The sequence below is a fragment of the Klebsiella sp. MPUS7 genome (genome assembly GCF_009905335.1).
Lineage (GTDB): Bacteria > Pseudomonadota > Gammaproteobacteria > Enterobacterales > Enterobacteriaceae > Klebsiella > Klebsiella grimontii.
Genome location: NZ_CP047604.1, coordinates 5,404,717 through 5,427,184 on the forward strand (window position 1 = coordinate 5,404,717; position 22,468 = coordinate 5,427,184).

General features: G+C 55.3%; 22 protein-coding genes. 7 read left to right on the plus strand and 15 right to left on the minus strand.

Annotation, left to right across the window (positions count from 1 at the left end; genetic code table 11):
• Window positions 1-388 precede the first annotated feature (388 nt).
• Complete coding sequence (locus GUC22_RS25295) at window positions 389-733, plus strand: helix-turn-helix domain-containing protein (RefSeq protein WP_004137534.1); 345 nt, start codon at window positions 389-391, stop codon at window positions 731-733.
• A gap of 273 nt (window positions 734-1,006) precedes the next feature.
• On the opposite strand, the gene GUC22_RS25300 is transcribed toward GUC22_RS25295, so the two are convergent.
• Window positions 1,007-3,268, minus strand: coding sequence for a TonB-dependent siderophore receptor (locus GUC22_RS25300; RefSeq protein ID WP_082236843.1), 2,262 nt, complete (start codon window positions 3,266-3,268; stop codon window positions 1,007-1,009).
• Between the two features lie 606 nt (window positions 3,269-3,874).
• On the opposite strand from GUC22_RS25300, the gene GUC22_RS25305 reads away from it, so the two are divergent.
• On the plus strand, window positions 3,875-5,437 hold the full coding sequence (locus GUC22_RS25305) for a lytic transglycosylase F (RefSeq protein ID WP_049131408.1): 1,563 nt from the start codon (window positions 3,875-3,877) through the stop codon (window positions 5,435-5,437).
• A gap of 86 nt (window positions 5,438-5,523) precedes the next feature.
• Here the strand turns inward: GUC22_RS25305 and ssb1 are convergent, their stop codons facing one another.
• Window positions 5,524-6,051: a single-stranded DNA-binding protein SSB1 gene (gene ssb1, locus GUC22_RS25310; protein WP_004097799.1), complete on the minus strand. Its 528-nt coding sequence runs from the start codon at window positions 6,049-6,051 to the stop codon at window positions 5,524-5,526.
• Between the two features lie 246 nt (window positions 6,052-6,297).
• Between ssb1 and uvrA the strand changes: the two genes are divergently transcribed.
• The 3 genes from uvrA (at window position 6,298) to GUC22_RS27350 (ending at window position 9,686) form a co-directional block, all read left to right on the plus strand.
• The gene (gene uvrA / locus GUC22_RS25315; RefSeq protein ID WP_004097797.1) at window positions 6,298-9,123 is read left to right on the plus strand and encodes an excinuclease ABC subunit UvrA; all 2,826 of its coding nucleotides are present in this window, start codon (window positions 6,298-6,300) and stop codon (window positions 9,121-9,123) included.
• Window positions 9,124-9,255: 132 nt separating this feature from the next.
• Entirely contained in the window at window positions 9,256-9,486 is a 231-nt protein-coding gene (locus GUC22_RS25320; protein WP_065365704.1) for a hypothetical protein, read from the plus strand.
• Between the two features lie 35 nt (window positions 9,487-9,521).
• Window positions 9,522-9,686, plus strand: a complete 165-nt coding sequence (locus GUC22_RS27350; protein WP_004137542.1) for a hypothetical protein — start codon at window positions 9,522-9,524, stop codon at window positions 9,684-9,686.
• A gap of 8 nt (window positions 9,687-9,694) precedes the next feature.
• Here GUC22_RS27350 and GUC22_RS25325 read toward each other — a convergent pair whose 3' ends face one another.
• The 6 genes from GUC22_RS25325 to dnaB form a co-directional block, all read right to left on the minus strand.
• Window positions 9,695-10,048 (minus strand): MmcQ/YjbR family DNA-binding protein, encoded by a 354-nt coding sequence (locus GUC22_RS25325; RefSeq protein WP_004127822.1) that lies wholly within the window; start codon window positions 10,046-10,048, stop codon window positions 9,695-9,697.
• 2 nt (window positions 10,049-10,050) lie between these two features.
• Window positions 10,051-10,467, minus strand: a complete 417-nt coding sequence (locus tag GUC22_RS25330; RefSeq protein ID WP_024360189.1) for a secondary thiamine-phosphate synthase enzyme YjbQ — start codon at window positions 10,465-10,467, stop codon at window positions 10,051-10,053.
• Window positions 10,468-10,608: 141 nt separating this feature from the next.
• Window positions 10,609-11,322, minus strand: coding sequence for an acid phosphatase AphA (gene aphA, locus GUC22_RS25335; protein ID WP_004137547.1), 714 nt, complete (start codon window positions 11,320-11,322; stop codon window positions 10,609-10,611).
• 197 nt (window positions 11,323-11,519) lie between these two features.
• Complete coding sequence (gene tyrB / locus GUC22_RS25340; protein ID WP_049131410.1) at window positions 11,520-12,713, minus strand: aromatic amino acid transaminase; 1,194 nt, start codon at window positions 12,711-12,713, stop codon at window positions 11,520-11,522.
• 214 nt (window positions 12,714-12,927) lie between these two features.
• A complete protein-coding gene (gene alr, locus GUC22_RS25345; protein ID WP_049131411.1) occupies window positions 12,928-14,007 on the minus strand; it encodes an alanine racemase in 1,080 nt (359 codons plus the stop codon).
• 145 nt (window positions 14,008-14,152) lie between these two features.
• A complete protein-coding gene (gene dnaB / locus GUC22_RS25350) occupies window positions 14,153-15,568 on the minus strand; it encodes a replicative DNA helicase (protein WP_024360186.1) in 1,416 nt (471 codons plus the stop codon).
• Between the two features lie 61 nt (window positions 15,569-15,629).
• Between dnaB and GUC22_RS25355 the strand changes: the two genes are divergently transcribed.
• Entirely contained in the window at window positions 15,630-16,613 is a 984-nt protein-coding gene (locus GUC22_RS25355; RefSeq protein WP_102649977.1) for a quinone oxidoreductase, read from the plus strand.
• Between the two features lie 177 nt (window positions 16,614-16,790).
• On the opposite strand, the gene pspG is transcribed toward GUC22_RS25355, so the two are convergent.
• The 3 genes from pspG to GUC22_RS25370 form a co-directional block, all read right to left on the minus strand.
• A complete protein-coding gene (gene pspG / locus GUC22_RS25360; RefSeq protein WP_004137559.1) occupies window positions 16,791-17,033 on the minus strand; it encodes an envelope stress response protein PspG in 243 nt (80 codons plus the stop codon).
• 140 nt (window positions 17,034-17,173) lie between these two features.
• The gene (gene dusA / locus GUC22_RS25365; protein WP_024360184.1) at window positions 17,174-18,172 is read right to left on the minus strand and encodes a tRNA dihydrouridine(20/20a) synthase DusA; all 999 of its coding nucleotides are present in this window, start codon (window positions 18,170-18,172) and stop codon (window positions 17,174-17,176) included.
• A 104-nt stretch (window positions 18,173-18,276) separates the two neighbouring features.
• The gene (locus GUC22_RS25370; RefSeq protein ID WP_004127806.1) at window positions 18,277-18,765 is read right to left on the minus strand and encodes a cupin domain-containing protein; all 489 of its coding nucleotides are present in this window, start codon (window positions 18,763-18,765) and stop codon (window positions 18,277-18,279) included.
• Between the two features lie 192 nt (window positions 18,766-18,957).
• Between GUC22_RS25370 and zur the strand changes: the two genes are divergently transcribed.
• Window positions 18,958-19,473 (plus strand): zinc uptake transcriptional repressor Zur, encoded by a 516-nt coding sequence (zur, locus tag GUC22_RS25375; protein WP_004137565.1) that lies wholly within the window; start codon window positions 18,958-18,960, stop codon window positions 19,471-19,473.
• Window positions 19,474-19,563: 90 nt separating this feature from the next.
• On the opposite strand, the gene GUC22_RS25380 is transcribed toward zur, so the two are convergent.
• From GUC22_RS25380 to GUC22_RS25395, 4 genes are all read right to left on the minus strand, one after another.
• On the minus strand, window positions 19,564-19,773 hold the full coding sequence (locus GUC22_RS25380; protein WP_004137568.1) for a CsbD family protein: 210 nt from the start codon (window positions 19,771-19,773) through the stop codon (window positions 19,564-19,566).
• A 136-nt stretch (window positions 19,774-19,909) separates the two neighbouring features.
• Complete coding sequence (gene dinF, locus GUC22_RS25385) at window positions 19,910-21,226, minus strand: MATE family efflux transporter DinF (RefSeq protein ID WP_098067018.1); 1,317 nt, start codon at window positions 21,224-21,226, stop codon at window positions 19,910-19,912.
• Window positions 21,227-21,295: 69 nt separating this feature from the next.
• Entirely contained in the window at window positions 21,296-21,904 is a 609-nt protein-coding gene (gene lexA, locus GUC22_RS25390) for a transcriptional repressor LexA (protein ID WP_004097774.1), read from the minus strand.
• A 122-nt stretch (window positions 21,905-22,026) separates the two neighbouring features.
• Window positions 22,027-22,395 carry a diacylglycerol kinase gene (locus GUC22_RS25395; RefSeq protein ID WP_004137572.1) on the minus strand — a complete coding sequence of 123 codons (369 nt, stop codon included), beginning with the start codon at window positions 22,393-22,395 and terminating at the stop codon, window positions 22,027-22,029.
• Window positions 22,396-22,468 lie beyond the last annotated feature (73 nt).

Below are 22,468 nucleotides of genomic sequence, written 5' to 3' on the forward strand. Positions count from 1 at the left end.
TTCAGTGTGCCAGACAAATTCTGACGCAGTTTTAAATAACCTGAACGAGGCGCAGAATTGCACGCAATTATGACGAGAAAATGGAGAAAAAATGGATGTGTGAGAATGTTGAAAAAATTATTTTTTAATGGAACTTTCTTTCCCCCACCCAGTCAGATAAGCATTTCCAGGCAACATTAAAATTCTACACCGCCTGTTTTTTAATTAAAAAAATAAAAAGCCCCCTTTCGCATTGGTTGAAAGGGGGAAAAAGATCTTGTTAGGAATGATGCTCTCTGGGATAAACCAGGAACAGCCACAAACTAACCTATAACCCCGTAGATAAAATGAAGAGATAGTGAATAAATTATGCAGCCAGATTGCCATCATAATGAAATGAGTCGATATCATGCCACGAAATGAAATTCAGCGTTCAGTGCTGAGCGAGCTGGTGCGCTGGATAAAAAACAACCTTGAGAAGAAGCTCACCATGCGGGCGCTGAGCCTCTTTTCCGGCTATTCCGAATGGCACCTATTTCGCCTGTTTCGTCACTATTTTAATATGTCGCCAATGGCCTATATCCGCCAGCAGCGGATGCAATTAGCCCTTGATTTATTAAAGGTTAAACCGGCTTTTCGCATCGTTGATATTTGTATTCTGGCGGGCTATGAAGATATCAGCGCCTTTAACCGCACCTTTAAAAGGTACTATATGATGACGCCAGCCCAGCTGCGCAAAATCCTGAATATATGATGATAGAGGCTCCCCCTCCTCCGCATTGCTGCGGTTGGGAATGGAAGGGGGAAGAGGAACAACTTTAGAATGGAAATGGCAGGATGCCACCGTTAATCGTTTCTGGGATCAGGCAGACCCGATCAACAGGAAGCAGTGTAAGCTGCTATGTTGAATTAATTGTGTAGAGGCCATGGAGATTTTGTCATAATTTATATCCGAACCCAATCTCCTTGATGCTAAAATAAAAAAACCGGAATAGTTCATTATTCCGGCGGATGATCGGGTGGTTGATCAGAAATGCGTATTCACGCTGATATAAAACGTCCGTCCCGATTCATTATAGGTCTCCGCCCCTGCGCCATACAGATAAGCGCCGGTCGTCGAATTCCCCGTTGTCTGCGCATTACCGGCACGGTAGTGACGAATATCGAACAGATTATCCACTCCGCTGGTCAGGCTCAGGTTTTTATTCACATCCCAGGTCGCGCTGAGCCCGACAATGCTGTACGGGCTCACTTCATTTAATTCGCTGCCGGATACCGCCTCGCCTTTATAGTTGAAACGTTTAGGTTTCTGACGGCCGTACCAGGTGAAAGTGCTCTGCAACGAAAGATCGTCGCGTACCTGCCAGCTGACGGTCGAGTTCAGCGTAAACTGCGGGATCACCGACAGGCGATCGCCGGTGGTCTTGTTCTTACTCTGCAGCATCCACGTCAGGTTGTTGCTCCAGTTGACCGTTTCACTTACCGGGAGATTCAGCGAACCTTCCAGCCCTTCAACCAGCGCCTTCGGTACGTTTTCCCATTGGTAAATATTGGTGGTGCCATTGCTGGCCGTCCCCACCGCCGAGTAGCCCGACTCAATCTTGTTATGGTAGTCGTTACGGAACCAGGTCAGCCCCGCCTGATAGCCGTTGTGCTTATACTCAAGGCCAATCTCTTTATTGACACTGGTTTCCGCCTTCAGATCGCTGTTCCCCATCAGGTAACAGGCTGAGCTGCTGGCATAACAGCCCTGGCCGTTGCTGTAGAGAATATAGTTCGGGTTGAGCTGGTAAAGGTTCGGCGCTTTATACGCGCGGGCGATGCCAAGCTTCAGCGTCCAGTCATCCGACAGCCCCTGCGAGAGATTCAGCGAGGGGCTCCAGTTATTGCCGACGATGCTGTGATGGTCGAAGCGCAGGGCCGGCGTCAGCATAGTGCTCTCGGTCAGCGCGATATTGTCTTCGGTAAACAGCGAGAAAATCTCGGCGCTGGAATAGGGGCTGCGTCCGGTTGCCGACATACCGTCAATGGAGCCATAAGAGAGCGACTGGGTGGTCGACACGCCATCTTTCATCCGCTGCTGGTTCCACTCGGTACCCAGCGTCAGATTCTGTTCGAATCCCAGGGTAAACGGAATATTCACCTCGCTGTGCAGCAGCACATCCGACAGGTCGATATCGGAGAATTCGCTGCTGGAGAAGATCCCTTCCGTTCCGCCAGCCAGTCCCTCGTTCATACGCGAGTTACGGGTGTGCTCATACTGCGCCCAGGTATTGCTGGTCACGCCGTTATCCCAGCCGCCGGTCCACGTGACGCCATACGTCTGGCGATAGAGGCGGTTGGTCTCTTTCCCGTACAGACTTTTCACCAGCGTGCTGGTGTTGGTATTCTGCGTGTCGCCTGCATACAGGTTGCCCTGGCGACTGTAGCCGGTTTCAAACTCCAGCGCCTGCATCGGCGCAAATTCCCAGCGCAGCTTACCGTGGATATCTTTATTCACCACGCCTTCGCGCCCTGCAGGATACGATCCCGCATAGCTACCGGTTCGCGCCGCTTCGTGGCCAGCGTTGATATCCTGGGCATCGGCCTGCGTTTTGCTCAGGTTTCCCCATAAATTAAAGCTGACCTCATCCGATAGCGGACCATTGAGGCTGAAGTTTGTCCGCTTCGTCGCGCCCTCTTTACGATGCTGAGGTGCGTTCATATAGGTATTCCAGGACCCATGCCACTCGCTGGTGGCCGGTTTTGTGACGATATTCACCACCCCGCCCATCGCGCCGTTACCGTAGCGGGCCGCCGCAGGGCCGCGAATCACGTCGATATGATCGATCATTTCCGCCGGTACCCAGCTGGTATCACCGCGCGTATCGCGGTCGCCGCGCCAGCCATAGCGCACGGAATTACGACTGGTCACCGGTTTACCATCCACCAGAATCAGGGTGTTCTCCGGTCCCATGCCGCGAATATCGACCTGGCGGTTATTACCGCGCTGGCCGCTGGTGGAGTTACCGGTGAGGTTGACGCCGGGCTGGGTACGAATCAGCTCGGAGACATCGCGCGCGGGCGGATGTTTACGGATCTCCTCAGCGGTGATGGTCGATACGCCGGGGGCTTGCAGCGTCTGCGCCGCCGCGGTGACCACCATCGTTTCATCGTCATTTACCGCAGCCGTTTCAGATATCTTCGTATCGTCTGGCATGCTGCCATCAGCGGCCTGAACCGGCAGCGTCCCTCCCCAGATGACCATCGGGATCAGCACGGCCAGCGAGTAGTGTGAATCGTATTTCATGGAATATGCCCTGTTTTTCTTTTTAGCTGTCGGGGCACGTCTTCTTCATCAGTCAGGTAAACAACGGTAACGACTTTTATGCAAGCACAGTATCTCTGCTTTTGGCGTAGCCGGGCCCTCCCGCTTAAATAGCGGAATAGCAATAAATAATGAGCAGCCAAAATAGATTTATTACTCTGGCAAAAATGAAGAAATAAACGCACCGTGCTATTCTTTGACAGCATTCGCCGAACAGCAGTAATAGGAGTCTTGTGCCACACAACGTTATTAGAAATGAGATTTATTATCAAGTGGATAATTATCCACCGCACGGATAATTTTTAACAAATCAATAAAAACAAAAAGATAAGAGAGCTAAAGTCGTTTTTTATTTTTAGAACAGTTAAATAACTGAAGTATATCCACATTAAAAAAACACAATTCAGACATATTATCTCCATAATTAATTAGGGCGTGTGGGTTTATTATTTCACGATAAATATCGTCATTGTAAATTAATAGAATAATTAAAATAGCGGACTAGCCGACTCGCATACGCGATCGCCGGGGATGCTAACGGCGTGGAATTGACTAAAATAAGAAAATCCCCCTGCGGAGCACCGCGCCATGAACACTTCATCGTTCTATCGATACCTTGTCGGCGGGCTCGCATGCTTTGCCGCCCTGCTATGCTTCACCTCCGTTTACGCCGCCGCTGAGAACAAACTGTCAGAGCCAGAGGAACGAGAGGCCCTGAAGGTCGACGTTGACGATATGCTACAGCCCTGGAAGGGAGATTTACCCGGAATGCTCGACCGGCGAACTATTCGCGTATTAACCACCTTCAGCAAAACCTTTTTCTTTATTAACAAAGGCACTCAGCGTGGCGCCACTCACGATATTTTTATGGAGTTTGAACGTAGCCTTAACCAAAGCCTGGCGAAGGAGAAAAAGCTTAAACATCGTCATCTTAAGGTCCGTATCATCTTTGTGCCAGTTGCCCGCGACCAGCTCATCAGCGCGCTTAACGCCGGTAAAGGGGATATTATCGCCGCCAACCTGACGATTACCCCCGCTCGCCAGCAGGAGATGACCTTTACCGCGCCGATATACTCTCACGTTCAGGAGCTGCTCCTTTCCGGCCCGGGTTCCCCCAAAGTGGAAAATCTGCAGCAGCTTTCCGGTAAAACGGTCTTTGTGCGCACCTCATCAAGCTATTACGAGAGCCTTGTTGCGCTCAACGCGCGCTTTGCGCAGCAATCTTTGCCCCCCATCACCCTCACACCGGCGCCCGAAGCGCTGGAGGATGAAGATCTGATAGAGATGCTCAGCGCGGGCCTGATTCCCTTGACCGTCGTCGACCGCCACAAGGCACTGTTCTGGAAGCAGGTCTTCCCCAGCATTCAGGTTCATCAAAACATCATTCTGCGCAACGAAGGCAATATCGGCTGGGCGGTACGCAACAACAGCCCGCAGCTGCTGGCCTTGCTTAATGAATTCATCAACAAAAATCGTCAGGGCAGCAAGCTGGGTAATACGATTCTGCTGCGCTACCTGAAGGATGCCCGATACGTTAAAAACGCGGCAGCGCAAAAAGAGCGGCGTAAATTTCTGACCATGGTGGAGATCTTCCGCAAATATGGCGATCGCTACGACGTTGACTGGCTGCTGATGGCGGCGCAGGGCTATCAGGAGTCGCGGCTTAATCAGTCTGTACGTAGCCACGTCGGCGCAATTGGCGTTATGCAGGTAATGCCGGGCACCGGCAGGGAGCTGAACGTCGGCGATATTAAACTGCTCGACCCCAATATTCATGCCGGGGTGAAATATATGCGCTGGATGATAGACCGCTATTATGGCGATGAACCGATGACCCAGCTTGATAAAGCGCTTTTCTCGTTCGCCTCCTATAACGCGGGCCCCGCGCGCATTGCCCGGCTACGGGCGGATACCAAAAAACGCGGTTTTGATCCAAACGTCTGGTTTGGCAACGTGGAGTATCTGGCCGCCGAGAAGATCGGTTCCGAGACCGTAAGCTATGTCAGCAATATCTATAAATATTACATCGCTTACCGGCTGATTGTGGATGAAATGGCGCGCAAGCAGCTGGCGACAGCGGCCGCCAAAAATCCGGTCATGCCGCCCGCGACAGCTACGCCAGCCGCTGCGGCCACGCCCGCTTCACGGTGAAATAGCGCTGAAAAACCGCGTTTCAAAATAGAAAAAGCCCCGGGCTGGGGCTTTTTCAGAACTGACTTCACAACGGTTAATCGCGATTAGAACGGGATATCGTCGTCAAAGTCCATCGGCGGCTCATTGGAAGGGGCTGCCGGAGCCTGCTGCTGCGGACGAGACTGCGCGCCGCCGCTGAACTGGTTTCCGCCCTGCGGCTGCTGAGGCTGACCCCAACCGCCCTGCTGCTGACCGCCGCCTGCCGGGGCGCCTGCGCCCTGCTGACGACCGCCGAGCATTTGCATCGTGCCGCCAACGTTAACCACAACTTCGGTGGTGTATTTTTCCTGACCGGATTGGTCAGTCCATTTACGCGTACGCAGCTGGCCTTCAATGTAGACCTGAGAACCTTTACGCAGATACTCGCCGGCCACTTCCGCCAGTTTGCCGAACAGCACAACGCGGTGCCATTCGGTCTGCTCTTTCATCTCACCGGTCGCTTTATCACGCCAGGATTCGGAAGTAGCCAGCGTAATGTTGGCAACTGCGCCACCACTCGGCATGTAGCGTACTTCCGGGTCCTGGCCCAGATTACCGACGAGAATCACCTTGTTTACGCCTCTGCTGGCCATGTTTGTGTCTCCTGAATGCGTTTCTTAATAGTGTAAACGCGCGAGTGTACCATTTCCAGGTGCTATGTTGATAGCTGGGAAGTAGGTTCCAGATAACTCTCGCGGTGCGACATTTTTACACATCCCGCCGGAAAATGCATTCCAATACTGTATATTCAAACAGGTTAAATTGTGTCATAATTAGCCGTTTCTGCCGTTTGTCCTTCTAACAAACCAGGCAATCCGCGTATCTACCGGGAAAGGTGAATGGATAAGATCGAAGTTCGGGGCGCCCGCACCCACAATCTCAAAAATATCAACCTCGTCATCCCGCGCGACAAACTCATTGTCGTCACCGGGCTTTCGGGTTCAGGCAAATCCTCATTGGCTTTCGACACGTTGTATGCCGAAGGGCAGCGTCGCTACGTTGAGTCGCTCTCCGCCTACGCGCGGCAGTTCCTGTCGCTGATGGAGAAACCCGATGTCGACCATATTGAAGGGCTGTCGCCGGCGATTTCCATTGAACAGAAATCAACGTCCCACAACCCCCGTTCAACGGTAGGCACCATTACCGAAATTCACGACTACCTGCGCCTGCTGTACGCTCGCGTCGGCGAGCCGCGTTGCCCGGATCACGACGTCCCGCTGGCGGCGCAGACCGTGAGCCAGATGGTCGATAACGTGCTCTCCCAGCCTGAAGGCCAGCGCCTGATGCTGCTGGCGCCAATCATTAAAGAGCGCAAAGGCGAACATAACAAAACCCTGGAAAACCTTGCCGGGCAGGGCTACATCCGCGCGAGGATCGACGGCGAGGTCTGCGATCTCTCCGATCCGCCAAAGCTGGAGCTGCAGAAGAAACACACTATTGAAGTGGTGATTGACCGCTTTAAGGTGCGCGACGATCTCAGCACGCGCCTGGCCGAGTCTTTTGAAACCGCGCTGGAGCTGTCGGGCGGCACCGCCATCGTCGCCAATATGGACGATCCGAAAGCTGAAGAGCTGCTGTTTTCCGCCAACTTCGCCTGCCCGATTTGCGGCTACAGCATGCGCGAACTGGAACCGCGCCTGTTCTCCTTCAACAACCCGGCGGGCGCTTGCCCGACCTGCGACGGCCTCGGCGTGCAGCAGTATTTTGACCCGGAACGCGTGATTCAGAACCCTGAGCTGTCGCTGGCGGGCGGGGCGATTCGCGGCTGGGATCGGCGCAATTTTTACTACTTCCAGATGCTGAAGTCGCTGGCGGAACATTATGAATTCGATGTTGAAGCCCCCTGGGGCACGCTGAATAGCAGCGTACAAAAAGTGGTCCTGTACGGCTCAGGCAAAGAGAATATTGAATTCAAATATATGAACGATCGCGGCGATACCTCCGTGCGCCGCCATCCGTTCGAAGGCGTGCTGCATAACATGGAACGCCGTTATAAAGAGACGGAATCCAGCGCGGTACGTGAAGAGTTAGCGAAATTCATCAGCAACCGTCCCTGCACCAGCTGTGAAGGGACCCGCCTGAAGCGCGAAGCGCGGCACGTGTTCGTGGAAAATACCCCGCTGCCGACCATCTCGGACATGAGCATCGGCCACGCGATGGACTTCTTCAACAACCTGAAGCTCTCCGGCCAGCGTGCGCAAATTGCTGAAAAAGTTCTGAAAGAGATTGGCGATCGCCTGAAGTTCCTCGTCAACGTCGGTCTGAACTACCTGACGCTCTCCCGTTCGGCGGAAACCCTCTCCGGCGGCGAAGCGCAGCGTATCCGCCTCGCCAGCCAGATCGGCGCGGGCCTGGTCGGCGTGATGTACGTACTGGATGAGCCCTCTATCGGCCTGCACCAGCGCGATAACGAACGCCTGCTTGGCACCCTGATCCATCTGCGAAATCTCGGCAACACCGTGATCGTCGTTGAGCACGATGAAGACGCTATTCGCGCCGCCGACCACGTTATCGATATCGGCCCGGGCGCCGGGGTACACGGCGGTCAGGTCGTGGCCGAAGGTAAGCTGGAAGATATTATGGCGGTGCCGGAATCGCTGACCGGCCAGTTCATGAGCGGCAAGCGTAAAATCGAAGTGCCGAAACAGCGCGTGCCCGCCAATCCGGAGAAAGTGCTGAAGCTGTCCGGCGCGCGCGGCAATAACCTGAAAGACGTGACCCTGACGCTGCCGGTAGGCCTCTTCACCTGCATTACCGGCGTTTCCGGGTCGGGTAAATCCACGCTGATCAACGACACGCTGTTCCCGATTGCCCAGCGTCAGCTCAACGGCGCCACTATCGCCGAACCGGCGCCGTACCGCGACGTGCAGGGGCTGGAACATTTCGACAAAGTCATTGATATCGACCAGAGCCCCATCGGTCGTACGCCGCGTTCTAACCCGGCAACCTACACCGGCGTCTTTACGCCGGTCCGTGAACTGTTTGCCGGCGTACCTGAATCGCGTTCGCGCGGCTACACGCCGGGCCGCTTCAGCTTTAACGTGCGCGGCGGTCGCTGTGAAGCCTGCCAGGGTGACGGCGTGATCAAAGTCGAGATGCACTTCCTGCCGGATATCTACGTGCCGTGCGACCAGTGCAAAGGCAAGCGCTATAACCGCGAAACGCTGGAGATTAAGTACAAAGGCAAAACGATTCATGAAGTGCTGGATATGACCATCGAAGAAGCGCGTGAGTTCTTCGATGCGGTACCGGCGCTGGCGCGTAAGCTGCAAACGCTGATGGACGTCGGCCTGACCTATATTCGTCTGGGCCAGTCAGCGACTACCCTCTCCGGCGGCGAAGCACAGCGCGTCAAGCTGGCGCGCGAGCTGTCCAAACGCGGTACCGGGCAAACGCTGTATATCCTTGATGAACCGACCACCGGTCTGCACTTTGCCGATATTCAGCAGCTGCTGGAAGTTCTGCACCAGCTGCGCGACCAGGGCAATACCATCGTGGTGATTGAACACAACCTGGACGTCATCAAGACGGCTGACTGGATCGTTGACCTTGGGCCGGAGGGCGGAAGCGGCGGCGGGGAGATCCTCGTTTCCGGTACCCCGGAAACGGTCGCCGAGTGCGAGGCCTCCTATACGGCTCGCTTCCTCAAGCCCATGCTGAAGTAATCTCATCTGCCTCTTCCCGTCCCGGGAAGAGGCATCATTTCCTCTCATTTTTTCCCGCTGATATTTTGTGATTTGCGGCCGGACGGCATCTGTTATCAGATAGCACCACAGCCATAAATTGCAGGATGCATCATGTATTTACAGCCTGGAGTTTATCGCCTGCCCCTCGCCGCGGCGCTGTTTTTGATGACCGCCTGCAGTTGGGTTGATAGCTACAGCAGCACGGCATATCAGCAGCTGCTGGTGCTGGTGCTGGAAGAACTTATCTGCAGTTCATCAGCGATGCAGCGGCCGCGCCGGTCGACCGACAATGACTCAGGCAAGAAGATCGCCAGATTCGTCAGCAAGTTAGCCTGGCGTTAAGCGATAGCGATGCGCTATGACAGAATAATCTACGCGTGCAGGAGAAAACGCGCGGCTGGTTAACCCATGACGACCTGGCTCTGCTTCTGCAAGGGCAGCGCGATATTGCCCGCATTCGCGCCAACAACGCGCATATCGCCATGCAGACGCATCTTCAGTCGACGCTGCTTCGTCTGATCGATATGGCGCTGCTGGGTTGAATATCGCTTTATGACAACAGCTTACGCTTGTTCTCAGTAAGAGAATCAAGCGCCTGCTGATATGACGCATCCACCAGATAGTAAATTTGTGAATCAGGCAAGGAGCCATCAAGAAACACCGTGCTCCAGTGGGCTTTATTGAGATGTTTGCTGGGGCGCACATCGCGATGCTGCTGCCTCAGCAACTCTGCGAGCTCGGGGCTGGTTTTTAACGAGACCGCGGGCCGGTTGTCCTCCACCTCTTTTATCATCGCAAACAGTACGTCAGCCGCTTTGATTTGCGTCGCTTTCCAGTCGCTATGTACGCTTTGTTCCGCGCCCGGCTTAGCCATGCAGTACTGCAATAAATCCGAAATTGTCATTTTTATTCCCCCATCAGCGTCGCGATGATATGGCGCGATCCGCCATGAATACGATGCTCCCCGAGCCAGATACCCTGCCAGGTCCCCAGCCTGACGCGCCCATCCCGAACGGGCAGCATCAGCGATACGCCCAACATCGACGACTTAATGTGCGAAGGCATATCATCAGGGCCTTCATAATCGTGTTCATACGGCGCGTTATCCGGTACGGCAGTAAGAAAATGCTGCTCCATATCGTAACGGACGGTCGGATCGCAGTTTTCATTAAGCGTCAGGGAAGCAGATGTATGCTGGAGCAGCAAATGCAGCAGGCCCGTTTTCACCCGCGACAGTTCACGGATTTGACCGAGAATTTCATCAGTGACCAGATGGAAGCCCCGTGATTTTGGGCCTAACGTCAGGGTTTGCTGATGCCACATAGGCGACTCCTTCTACTAATGAACCTTCCTAAGTGTGCAGCAATAAGCGAAAAGGTAAAACCTTTGGCACGCTATTTTGCACAAAAAAACGGCAGCTCGCTGGCTGCCGTTTTAGCAATTCATAATTAAGCCGTCGTCAGCTTAATATTCTGAATTCACAATCACCTCTTCTCCCTGAGCGCCCGCCATCGGCAGCGGCTTATAGGAAGAGTTGGATGCCCGCAGGACGCGGATCCCGCGTGCGCCAACCTCACGGGCGGCAGAAATATCGTTATCCGAATCGCCGTAGAAGACTTTAATGCCCTTCTCCTGCAGCCACTGCGTTTTGGTGTTCTGACCAGGCTTATCGCCGGCAAAAATAACCGGATTCATGTTCGCTGCCGGGATGAGAAAATCGTCTTGCAGGGTTTTTGATACCGTTTCGGTTTTGGTCTGGCTGCGTCCGGTGACAAAATAGATGCTATCGCCGCGCTTCACATGCATCGCAATCAGCTGGCGCGCCACCTCTTTCGGCATGCTGAATTCATCCCAGCCGTTGTTCATTTTTTCCCAGAACTGCGGATTTTTCAGGTAGTCATCGCTGCCGGGTGAATAGGTTTTCTGCCCGCGCCAGAAGCCCGGACTGGAGAACAGGACGGTATCATCAATATCAAAGCCGACCGCCATCGGTTGGCGTCCCAGCAGGCTATTTTCAATCTGAGCCACGGAAACCCAATGTATTGGCGCCTGTTCGGCGAGTTTCGCCATATTGGTGCCCGTCCACAGCGGCTGCGGTGTGGAGGCGCGAGCAACGACAGAGCTATTTAGCGTGAACAGTAAGCAGATGGCCCCAAAGGCCAGGGTGATCTTGCGCATATTTTTCCCTAAATAATCGAATCGTTATAGTTTTCAATAATGTGTACGCTTATTAATGCACCAAGACCTTACCCCCCGCTGAGGCGGATAGGAAGGTTTTTCTGCTCAGATGTCATATAAAAAGAGAATGATCACACTTCAGGGAGGGAATTACCCTCACCAAAATATTGGCGAGGGTAAAAGCGGTCAGTAAGGATTTATATTACCGCGGCAAAGGCCTGCGCCACGCGCTGTACGTTGCGTGAATTCAGCCCCGCGACGCACATGCGGCCGCTGGCAATCAGGTAGACGCCAAACTCATCGCGCAGGCGGTCGACCTGGGCCGGGCTGAACCCGGTATAGCTAAACATTCCGCGCTGCTTCAGCAGATAGTCAAAATTACCGCCCGGCACCGTCTCTTTAAGCACATTAACCAGCTCCTGACGCATGGCCAGAATACGGGTACGCATCCCTTCCACTTCCGCCAGCCATGAGGCTTTCAGCTCGCTGTCGCTCAGCACCGCAGCAACCACCTGCGCGCCAAAGTTCGGTGGGCTGGAGTAGTTGCGACGTACGGTCGCTTTTAATTGCCCCAGCACGCGAATCGCGGTTTCAGCGTCTTCACAGACGATCGACAGCCCGCCAACGCGCTCGCCGTACAGGGAGAAGATTTTTGAGAACGAGTTGCTGACCAGCATTGGCATGCCGGCGTTCGCAATGGCGCGAATAGCGTAAGCATCCTCTTCCATTCCGGCGCCAAAGCCCTGATAGGCGATATCGAGGAAAGGAATCAAATTACGCGCTTTCAGTACCTCAACCACCTGATCCCACTGGGCGTTGCTGAGATCGGCTCCCGTTGGGTTATGGCAGCACGGATGCAGCAGCACGATATCGCGCTCCGCTAGCGAATTGAGTTTTTCCAGGAACGCCGCGAAACGCACGCCATTGGTCTCCTCATCAAACCAAGGGTAAGTACTTACTTCGAATCCTGCCCCTTCAAATATAGCGATGTGGTTTTCCCACGTCGGGTCGCTCACCCATACGCGCGAGCCCGGGAAGTAGCGTTTCAGGAAATCAGCGCCCACCTTCAGGGCGCCGGAACCGCCCAGCGTTTGAATGGAGGCCACGCGATTTTGCGCCAGCACCTGATGATCGGCGCCGAACAGCAGCGGCGCGATAGCGTGACGATAGGTGTTCAGCCCTTCCATCGGTAAATAGACCGAGGCGCCGTGCGGCTGGGCATTGAGGCGCGCCTCCGCTGCGGCAACCGACTGCAGCTGCGGAATAATCCCGTCCTCGTTGTAATAAAGACCGATGCTGAGATTTACTTTGTCACTACGCGGATCGTCTTTGAAACGCTCCATCAGGGAGAGAATGGGGTCGCCAGCGTAGGCGTCAACTTTCTGAAACACGTGATGTTTCTCCAGGTTTACATGGGCTCGTCATAACACAATAAACCGGATGTGAAAGAAGGTCGAGAGGATGTTGGCGTATGGCTGGGTTTGATCGCCCATCCCGGATGGCGGCTTAAAACGCCTTATCCTGGCTACCGGCCCGCAGCCGGTAGCGAACCCGTAGCCCCGGTAAGGCGTCAGCCGTCACCGGGAGAAAGAGCGCTGGCTGAAATCAATCCACGTACTTCATTGATACCCGCGAAGTCAGGCGGGTAATAAGTTCGTAAGCACTTACTTTTGTGATTGCGGCAATACGCTCGACGGGCAGGCCTTCGCCCCACAGCACGACCGGGTCGCCCGATTTATCCTGCGCTTCGGGCCCGAGATCGACGCAAATCATATCCATCGCCACGCGTCCGACAATCGGCACTTCGCGGCCATTGACCAGCACCGGAGTTCCGGACGGCGCGGCGCGCGGATAACCATCGCCGTAGCCCATCGCCACCACCCCTAAACGCGTATCACGCTCGCTGATCCAGGTTCCGCCGTAGCCCACCGGCTCCCCGGCTTTATGCTCGCGCACCGCGATCAGGCTCGAGGTCAGAGACATCACCGGCTGGCAGCCAAAGTCCGCGCCGGTAGAGCCACCGTCGAGCGGCGACACGCCGTAGAGAATGATCCCCGGACGCGCCCAGTCGAAATGCGACTGCGGCCACAGCAATATACCGCCGGATGCGGCGATAGAGCGCAGCCCCGGTTTCCCTTCCGTGAAGGTGGTAAAGATATCCAGCTGACGTTCGGTCGCGTCGCACTCGGGCTCATCCGCACGGGCAAAATGGCTGACCACGTTGACCGGCTGGCGGACGTTTTTACACTGGCTGAGACGCTGATAAAACGCTTCGGCCTGTTCGGGCAGAACGCCTAATCGATGCATCCCGGTATCCAGCTTCATCCATACGGTGACCGGCTCGGGTAAATCTGCCTCCTCCAGCGCCGCCAGCTGTTCCGGGCTGTGTACCGCCGTGTGCAGGCGCTGGGTGGAAATCACCGGCAGGTCGGCGGCCTCAAAGAACCCCTCCAGCAGGAGAATCGGCTGGGCGATACCGCCCGCGCGCAGGCGTAGGGCTTCTTCAAGACGGGCGACGCCAAAAGCATCGGCGTCAGGGAGCGTTCGCGCGGTCTCAAGAAGACCGTGTCCGTAGGCGTTCGCTTTCACCACCGCAACCAGTTTGCTGGCGGGCGCCAGTTCACGCAGACGTTGCAGGTTGTGTCGCAGAGCGCGGCGGTTAATGACTACAGTTGCCGCTTGCATTTGAATTCCTTAATAAAAGAATCTCCTGAATCCTTCGTGTTGCAGGAAGGCGACAAGCCTGAGAATCCCCGGGAGCTTAGTAAACTAAGTGACCGGGGTGAACAGGCGTAGTCAACGCATCTGCGGCATGAAGGATGACGGAGATTTATTCGTCGTCGTATTGTGGCCCAGCATAATTATCAAAACGCGACCACTGACCGTTAAACGTCAGGCGCACCGTCCCGATAGGGCCGTTACGCTGTTTACCAATAATAATTTCGGCGATGCCTTTTAAATCACTGTTCTCGTGATAAACCTCGTCACGGTAGATAAACATGATTAAGTCGGCGTCCTGCTCAATGGAGCCGGATTCACGCAGGTCGGAGTTCACCGGACGCTTATCCGCACGCTGTTCCAGCGAGCGGTTAAGCTGCGACAGCGCCACCACCGGCACCTGCAGCTCCTTCGCCAGCGCCTTGAGCGAGCGCGAAATTTCGGCGATTTCCAGCGTACGGTTATCGGAGAGCGACGGCACGCGCATCAGCTGCAAGTAGTCGATCATGATAAGTCCGATCCCCCCGTGCTCGCGGGCAATACGCCGCGCGCGGGAGCGCACTTCCGTCGGCGTCAGGCCGGAGGAGTCATCGATATAAATATTGCGCTTTTCCAGGAGGATCCCCATGGTGCCGGAAATACGCGCCCAGTCTTCGTCATCCAGCTGGCCGGTACGAATGCGGGTCTGGTCAACGCGCGACAGCGAGGCCAGAGAACGCATCATAATCTGCTCCGAGGGCATCTCGAGACTGAAGATGAGTACCGGCTTATCCTGCAGCATCGCCGCGTTTTCCACGAGGTTCATCGCAAAGGTCGTTTTACCCATCGACGGACGCGCAGCGACGATAATCAGGTCTGACGGCTGAAGACCGGCGGTCTTTTTATTGAGATCGTCATAGCCGGTATTGACCCCGGTGACGCCGTCATGTGGCTGCTGGAACAACTGCTCAATACGCGCCACGGTGGCGTCCAGCACCTCGGCGATATTCTTCGGCCCTTCGTCTTTATTCGCGCGGCTTTCGGCAATTTTAAACACCCGGGATTCGGCGAGGTCGAGCAGATCTTCGCTGGTGCGGCCCTGGGGGTCGAAACCGGCTTCGGCGATTTCATTCGCCACGGAGATCATTTCGCGTACGACCGCGCGTTCACGAACGATATCGGCATAGGCGCTGATATTCGCCGCGCTTGGCGTATTTTTCGATAGTTCGGCCAGATAGGCGAAGCCGCCGACGCTGTCCAGCTGACCCTGGCGCTCCAGCGATTCCGCGAGCGTAATCAGGTCAATCGGGCTGCCAGACTCCTGCAGACGCGCCATTTCGGTGAAAATATGGCGATGCGGACGGGTATAAAAATCTTCCGAAACAACGCGCTCGGCAACGTCGTCCCAGCGTTCGTTATCCAGCATTAAACCGCCCAACACCGACTGTTCCGCTTCAATCGAGTGCGGCGGGACCTTCAACCCATCGAGCGGATAGTCTCGCACGCGGGGTTCAGTCTGTGGTTTGTTGAAGGGTTTATTTCCTGCCATAGTGAATGGAGTTACCGAGATAGTGAATGGGTCGAAAGATTACCACATTTATGGGGGAAGCATGGCAACACGAATTGAATTTCACCAGCACGGAGGGCCTGAAGTTCTGCAAGCGGTAGAGTTCACGCCGAAAGATCCCGCAGAGCACGAAATTCAGGTAGAGAATAAGGCCATCGGCATCAACTACATTGATACCTATATCCGCAGCGGCCTCTACCCGCCGCCATCATTGCCAAGCGGTCTGGGCACCGAAGCCGCTGGCGTGGTGAGCAAAGTTGGCAGCGGCGTGAAGCATATTAAAGCCGGCGATCGGGTGGTCTACGCGCAATCGGCGCTGGGGGCCTATAGCGCCGTGCACAACGTCCCCGCCGATAAGGCCTCTATTTTGCCGGACGCAATCTCTTTCGAGCAGGCGGCGGCCTCATTCCTGAAAGGGCTCACGGTCTATTACCTGCTGCGTAAAACCTACGAAATCAAAGCGGGCGAGCCGTTCCTGTTTCATGCGGCGGCCGGCGGCGTCGGGCTCATCGCCTGCCAGTGGGCAAAAGCGCTGGGGGCTAAACTGATCGGTACCGTCGGCAGCGCGCAAAAAGCAGAACGCGCTAAACAGGCCGGCGCCTGGCAGATCATTAACTATCGCGAAGAGAATATCGTCGAGCGCCTGAAAGAGATCACCGACGGTAAGAAAGTCCGCGTGGTGTATGATTCCGTCGGTAAAGATACCTGGGAAGCCTCACTTGACTGCCTGCAGCGTCGGGGGCTGATGGTGAGCTTCGGCAACTCTTCCGGCCCGGTGACCGGCGTCAACCTCGGGATCCTCAATCAAAAGGGTTCGCTGTACGTCACCCGCCCTTCTCTGCAGGGCTATATCACCACGCGTGAAGAGCTGACGGAAGCCAGCAACGAGCTGTTCTCGCTGATCGCCAGCGGCGTGATAAAAGTGGATGTCGCGGAGAGTCAAAAATATGCGTTAACCGACGCCAGACGCGCGCATGAGGTGCTGGAAAGCCGGGCGACGCAGGGTTCGAGCTTGCTCTTGCCGTAATGGCCGGAGCACAAAAGTTTAGGGCTTCCACATGGGAAGCCCTTACTTTTTTTGTTCGGCTGTATGTAGGGTACAGCGCGATGAATTCGTTAACGCGCTAATAGTGACAGATTTAATAAGCAAAGCCTACGCTGTTTTATGCAAAAATCTTCAGGTTGTGACATACCGCTCAATACCTTAGTAACGCCAGCGGTTATTACCGCGATAGCGGTTCGCGGCTGGCGATTTTATCGCCCGAATCACCCAAACCACGACAATGGCCAGCAGCAGCCACGGCAGCAGTTTAATCATTAACGCAAACAGACCGCCGACGAACATCAGCGCGGTCGCGACCACAATCGCGGCAATAATGCCCAGCAGCGACACGCCGGTGACCAACAGCATGACAAAAAAGCCAATTACAAATAAGAGTTCCAGCATCGTCTTTCCCCTAAAGAAATTTTATCTACCTTGCCGGATATTACAAAAATCGTGCCAAATATAACTTATTGAATAAAAACAAAAACGCCCAACACGATACGTGCAGGGCGTGGTGAATTTGACCAGGTTTTAGCGAAAAACTAACGCTTATCGGCAACCAGCTTCAGCGCCTGTTCCAGCACGTTGATATCCGCCCCGGCTTTATGCGCATTTTCGCTCAGATAGCGACGCCACTGGCGCGCGCCGGGGATCCCCTGAAACAGCCCCAGCATATGGCGTGTCACATGTCCCAAATAAGTCCCGTTGCTAAGCTCGCGTTCGATGTAGGGATACATCGCCCGGACCACGGAGACCGGATCGGCATCGACGCCGTCCACGCCGAAAATTTCCCGATCCACCGCGGCCAGAATGCCGGGATTCTGATAAGCCTCACGACCGACCATCACGCCGTCCATATGCTCAAGATGCAGCTTTGCCTCTTCCAGCGACTTAATGCCGCCGTTAATCGCCATGGTCAGATGCGGGAAATCACGTTTAAGCTGGTAGACGCGCGGATAATCCAGCGGCGGGATCTCGCGGTTTTCCTTGGGGCTCAGACCGGAAAGCCAGGCTTTGCGCGCGTGGATGATAAACATCTCGCATTCACCTTTCCCGGATACCGTTTCGATAAAATCACACAGAAACGCGTAGCTGTCCTGGTCATCTATGCCAATACGGGTTTTCACCGTGACCGGGATCGACACGACGTCGCGCATCGCTTTAATGCAGTCGGCAACCAGCTGCGCGTTCCCCATCAGGCAGGCGCCAAACATACCGTTCTGCACGCGATCGGACGGGCAGCCGACGTTCAGGTTAATTTCATCATAGCCGCGCGCCTGCGCCAGCTTCGCGCAGTGCGCCAGCGCAGCCGGATCGCTGCCGCCGAGCTGCAGGGCGACCGGATGCTCTTCTTCGCTGTAGGCCAGATAGTCGCCCTTGCCGTGAATAATCGCACCGGTGGTCACCATTTCGGTATACAGCAGCGTATGGCGCGACAGCTGACGCAGAAAATAACGGCAGTGTCTGTCGGTCCAGTCGAGCATCGGCGCGATGGAAAAACGGTGAGCGGCGAAAGCAGTAGGCGTTGATTCTGACATCATGGCGAATAAATAAGCATCCGGGTAAAAAGGGGCGCTACTATAGCACAAAGATAAACCACTGACGCATAGCGTCAGCGCTCACCTTTTTTATCCCGCCATAAACGCTATATTTTCCGCGGCTTCCCGTCGTGAGGGCCAAAAAACTGCGGCGGATGGTCAACCCAGCGATCCTGACGCGTGGCGGCATAGCCGGGGTTCAGCGGGTAGTAGATGCGATTGAATTTCTTATTTGCCTCACCAACGACTAACAGGCGCACCTCCTGCTCGGTGTTATTGAGGAAGGTGTGGCAAATGCCGGTTCCGGCAGGAAAACCGACGCTATCCCCCGGCTCCAGCTTCCAGAGGTAGCCGTTAATCCACACCTCAGGATAGCCGTCCAGCACGTAGATGAACTCTTCTTCATCGCTTTCCGCATGCGGGTAAGAGGTACGACGCCCGGGCGGCAGACGTTCATGGTGGATCCCCAGACGATTCAGCCGCAGGCCGCGCGCCAGCGGCGCGCCGATGGAGAAAAGCTCAGTACTGTCGGGATAGGTGGAATCATCCGCACCTTCCAGTTCACGCCAGTGTCGTATGCAATCAGGTCGTTTCATCGTTTTCTCCCGAAAATGAGATGCTTCAGGTATAGCATAAGGCGGCAAGATAGCGCGCCCCAGAAGCGTATGACCGGGGCGACCAACGCACATGTCACACGAAGTGTGACGGCTATATCCCGCCGGGTCTCGGCGTTTTACCGGTATCGTGATAAAGTAACAGTTTCAGATTCACGCGACCAGAGGACGCTCATGGATAAGACCACTTCGCAACAAATGTTAGCGCATGCTGAAAAGCTGTGCGCGCAGCGTGGCGTGCGCCTGACCCCGCAGCGCCTCGAAGTATTGCGTTTGATGAGCCTGCAGCAAGGGGCAATCAGCGCCTATGACCTGCTCGATCTCCTTCGTGAAAAAGAACCTCAGGCGAAACCGCCGACGGTATACCGGGCGCTGGAGTTTTTACTGGAGCAAGGGTTCGTACATAAGGTGGAATCCACCAATAGCTACGTGCTGTGTCACCTTTTCGATCAGCCAACCCACAGCTCGGCGATGTTTATCTGCGACCGCTGCGGCGGCGTCAAGGAAGAGTGTGCGGAAGGCGTCGAAGATATTATGCATACGCTGGCGGCAAGAATGGGGTTCGCTCTGCGCCACAACGTCATTGAGGCTCATGGCCTGTGCGCCGCCTGCGTTGAAGTGGAAGCCTGCAGTACGCCGGGCCACTGCCACCACGACCATACCATCCAGATCAAAAAGAAAGCCCGCTGAGGCGTTAGCCGCAGCGGGAAACAAGGGTAGCGGCACCTCCATGTACCGATCGTGCAGGCAATAACAGTGGGTTAAAACACGGCGTTTTCGCTACCAGCGATAGTCGTTTTTGGTTTCCCAGTCGGTCACTTCTTTCTCTGCCTGGTCTTTGGCGTAACCGTAACGTTCCTGAATTCTGCCCACCAGCTGGTCGCGTTTGCCTTCAATGACGGTCATGTCATCGTCGGTCAGCTTGCCCCATTTTTCTTTCGCTTTACCTTTGAACTGTTTCCAGTTACCGCCGATTTCGTCTTTATTCATCATGCATTCCTCATCGTTCGGTTATCGTTCGGTGAATGAACAGCCCGCTGTGTACCGGACATGACTTAACTATAGATGAGTATTCTGAGTAAGATTTATTATTCGGAATCTTTAACCATCAGATGAACTAAATGCACTATGAAAACCAGGTTCCACGCTGCCAGTGCCGCCGCCAGATAACCGCCAGAGAAGCGCCGCGCAGGGCGAGAAATACCGCCAGCGCCAGCCACAGCCCGTGGTTACCGAGCGCCGGTACGGTTAACAGCGTCAGGGCAAACCCTGCCGCCGCGACCGCCATGCTGTTGCGCATCTCCGCGCCGCGCGTCGCGCCGATAAACATACCGTCCAGCAGGTAACACCAGACGCCGATGACCGGCAGGATCATCTGCCAGACCAGATAGCGATCGGCCAACTGCTGTAGCGAAGGCAGCGAGGTCAGCAACGCGATAATTTGTTCACCGGCAAGGCCGTAAATCAGCGCAAACGCCAGCGCCACCAACCCTGACTGGCGGCAGGCCGCATGCCAGACCGCAAGCAGTTGGCTGTCGTCACGCGCGCCGTAGGCCTGCCCGGAGTGCGCCTCAACGGCATAGGCAAAGCCGTCCAGCGCATAGGCGGTAAAGGTCAGCATCGTCATGAGGACCGCATTGACCGCGACGATATCGGCGCCGAGGCGGGCGCCAAATACCGTCACCGCCCCGAAGCAGAGCTGTAGCAGCAGCGAGCGCAGCATGATGTCGCGATTCAGCGCCAGCAGACGGCGTATATCGCCGCGCCAGGCGTTTTTCAGCATCGACAGGGATACGCCGCGCAGCGCCAGTACGCGCCGCGCCATAATCAGTCCGATAAAGAAAGTGGCGTATTCTGCCATGACCGTCGCCAGCGCCGCCCCCTGCACGTTCATATGCAGGCCCATCACCAGCCATAAATCGAGCACAATGTTGAGGACGTTGCCGACCACCAGCAGAATCACCGGCGCTCTGGCGTACTGTACGCCCAGCAGCCAACCCAGCAGAACCAGATTCGCCAGCGAGGCCGGCGCGCTTAGCCAGCGAATCTCAAGGAAGCGTCGGGCCTGTTCAAGCACCGCTTCGCTACCGCCGACAATATGCAGCGCCAGGTTTATCAACGGGATCCTGAAAAGCACAATCGCCAGCCCGGCGGCCAGCGCCAGGCCCAGCGGCTGCACCAGCGCGCGCGCCAGCCGCTGCGGATCCCTGGCGCCAAACGCCTGCGCCGTCAGCCCGGTGGTGCTCATACGCAGAAAAAGGAGCAGCATAAAGAGGAAGCTAGTCGCCGTTGCGCCAACCGCCACGCCGCCCAGATAAATCGGGCTGTCGAGATGACCAATAACGGCGGTATCCACCAGCCCCAGCAGCGGAACGGTGATATTGGAGAAGATCATGGGCAGCGCTAAGCGCCACAGGGCTTTGTCGGCGGCGTTAAAAAGCATGGAGAAAGCGCCTAAATGAGGAAAAACGACGCAGCATCATGCTTCAGATGATGCTGCGAGATGAAGAGATTATTGCCAGTTGCCGTTGCGGATAACGCCGACGGCCAGGCCTTCAATAGTAAAGCTTTGTTCGCGAAGGTCGACCACGATCGGCGAGAATTCGCTGTTTTCCGGCAGCAATTCCACGACGTTACCCTGTTTTTTCAGACGCTTCACGGTCACTTCTTCGTCGATACGCGCCACAACCACCTGACCATTGCGCACATCCTGCGTTTTATGGACAGCCAGCAGGTCGCCATCGAGAATACCGATATCCTTCATCGACATACCGCTAACGCGCAGCAGAAAATCGGCGTTCGGCTTAAACATGGCCGGGTCCACCTGGTAGTGGCCTTCAATGTGCTGCTGCGCTAGCAGCGGCTCACCTGCCGCGACGCGGCCAATAAGCGGCAGACCGGTTTCTTCTTCCGTCAGCAGACGAATACCGCGGGAGGCGCCGGAAACGATCTCGATTGCGCCTTTACGCGCCAGCGCTTTCAGATGCTCTTCCGCCGCGTTTGGGGAGCGAAACCCCAAGCGCTGAGCAATCTCCGCACGCGTCGGCGGCATGCCCGTCTGGCTGATATGATCCCGAATGAGATCAAACACCTCTTGCTGCCTGGTCGTTAACGCTTTCATTCCGCCCCCTGGGTGTATATACAGTTATGCTGTGAGTATATACAGCTAACGGTGATTTTGGAACCACATTTCACACAAAAATCAGGAGTTTCTTTCCGTTTTGCGAGCAGCTACGACAAGACTTAGCGGTAGTTCGCCCACAGCAGCGTTCCCCACGCGATCAGCGCGATGATAATCGCCAGCAGTACCGCCGCCGATCCCATATCTTTCGCTCGCCCCGAAAGCTCATGATGCTCGGGACCGATACGGTCAACCACCGCCTCAATCGCGCTATTGATAATTTCAACTATCATCACTAACAGGACCGAGCTAATGAGCAGCACCCGCGTGATGGCATCGACGTCCAACCAGCAGGCGATCGCCACGGCAATAATGGCCGCGATGCCTTCCTGACGAAATGCGGCCTCATTGACCCACGCCGCACGGAATCCTTTCCAGGAATACCCGGCCGCTTTAATAATTCGGGTTAACCCAGTGGTATTATTGGCCATCAAACAAACCTTTTTATGTAAATGACGTCAATGAGTGTACGCGTTTGCCGCGTTACAACGGAAATTTTGCGCA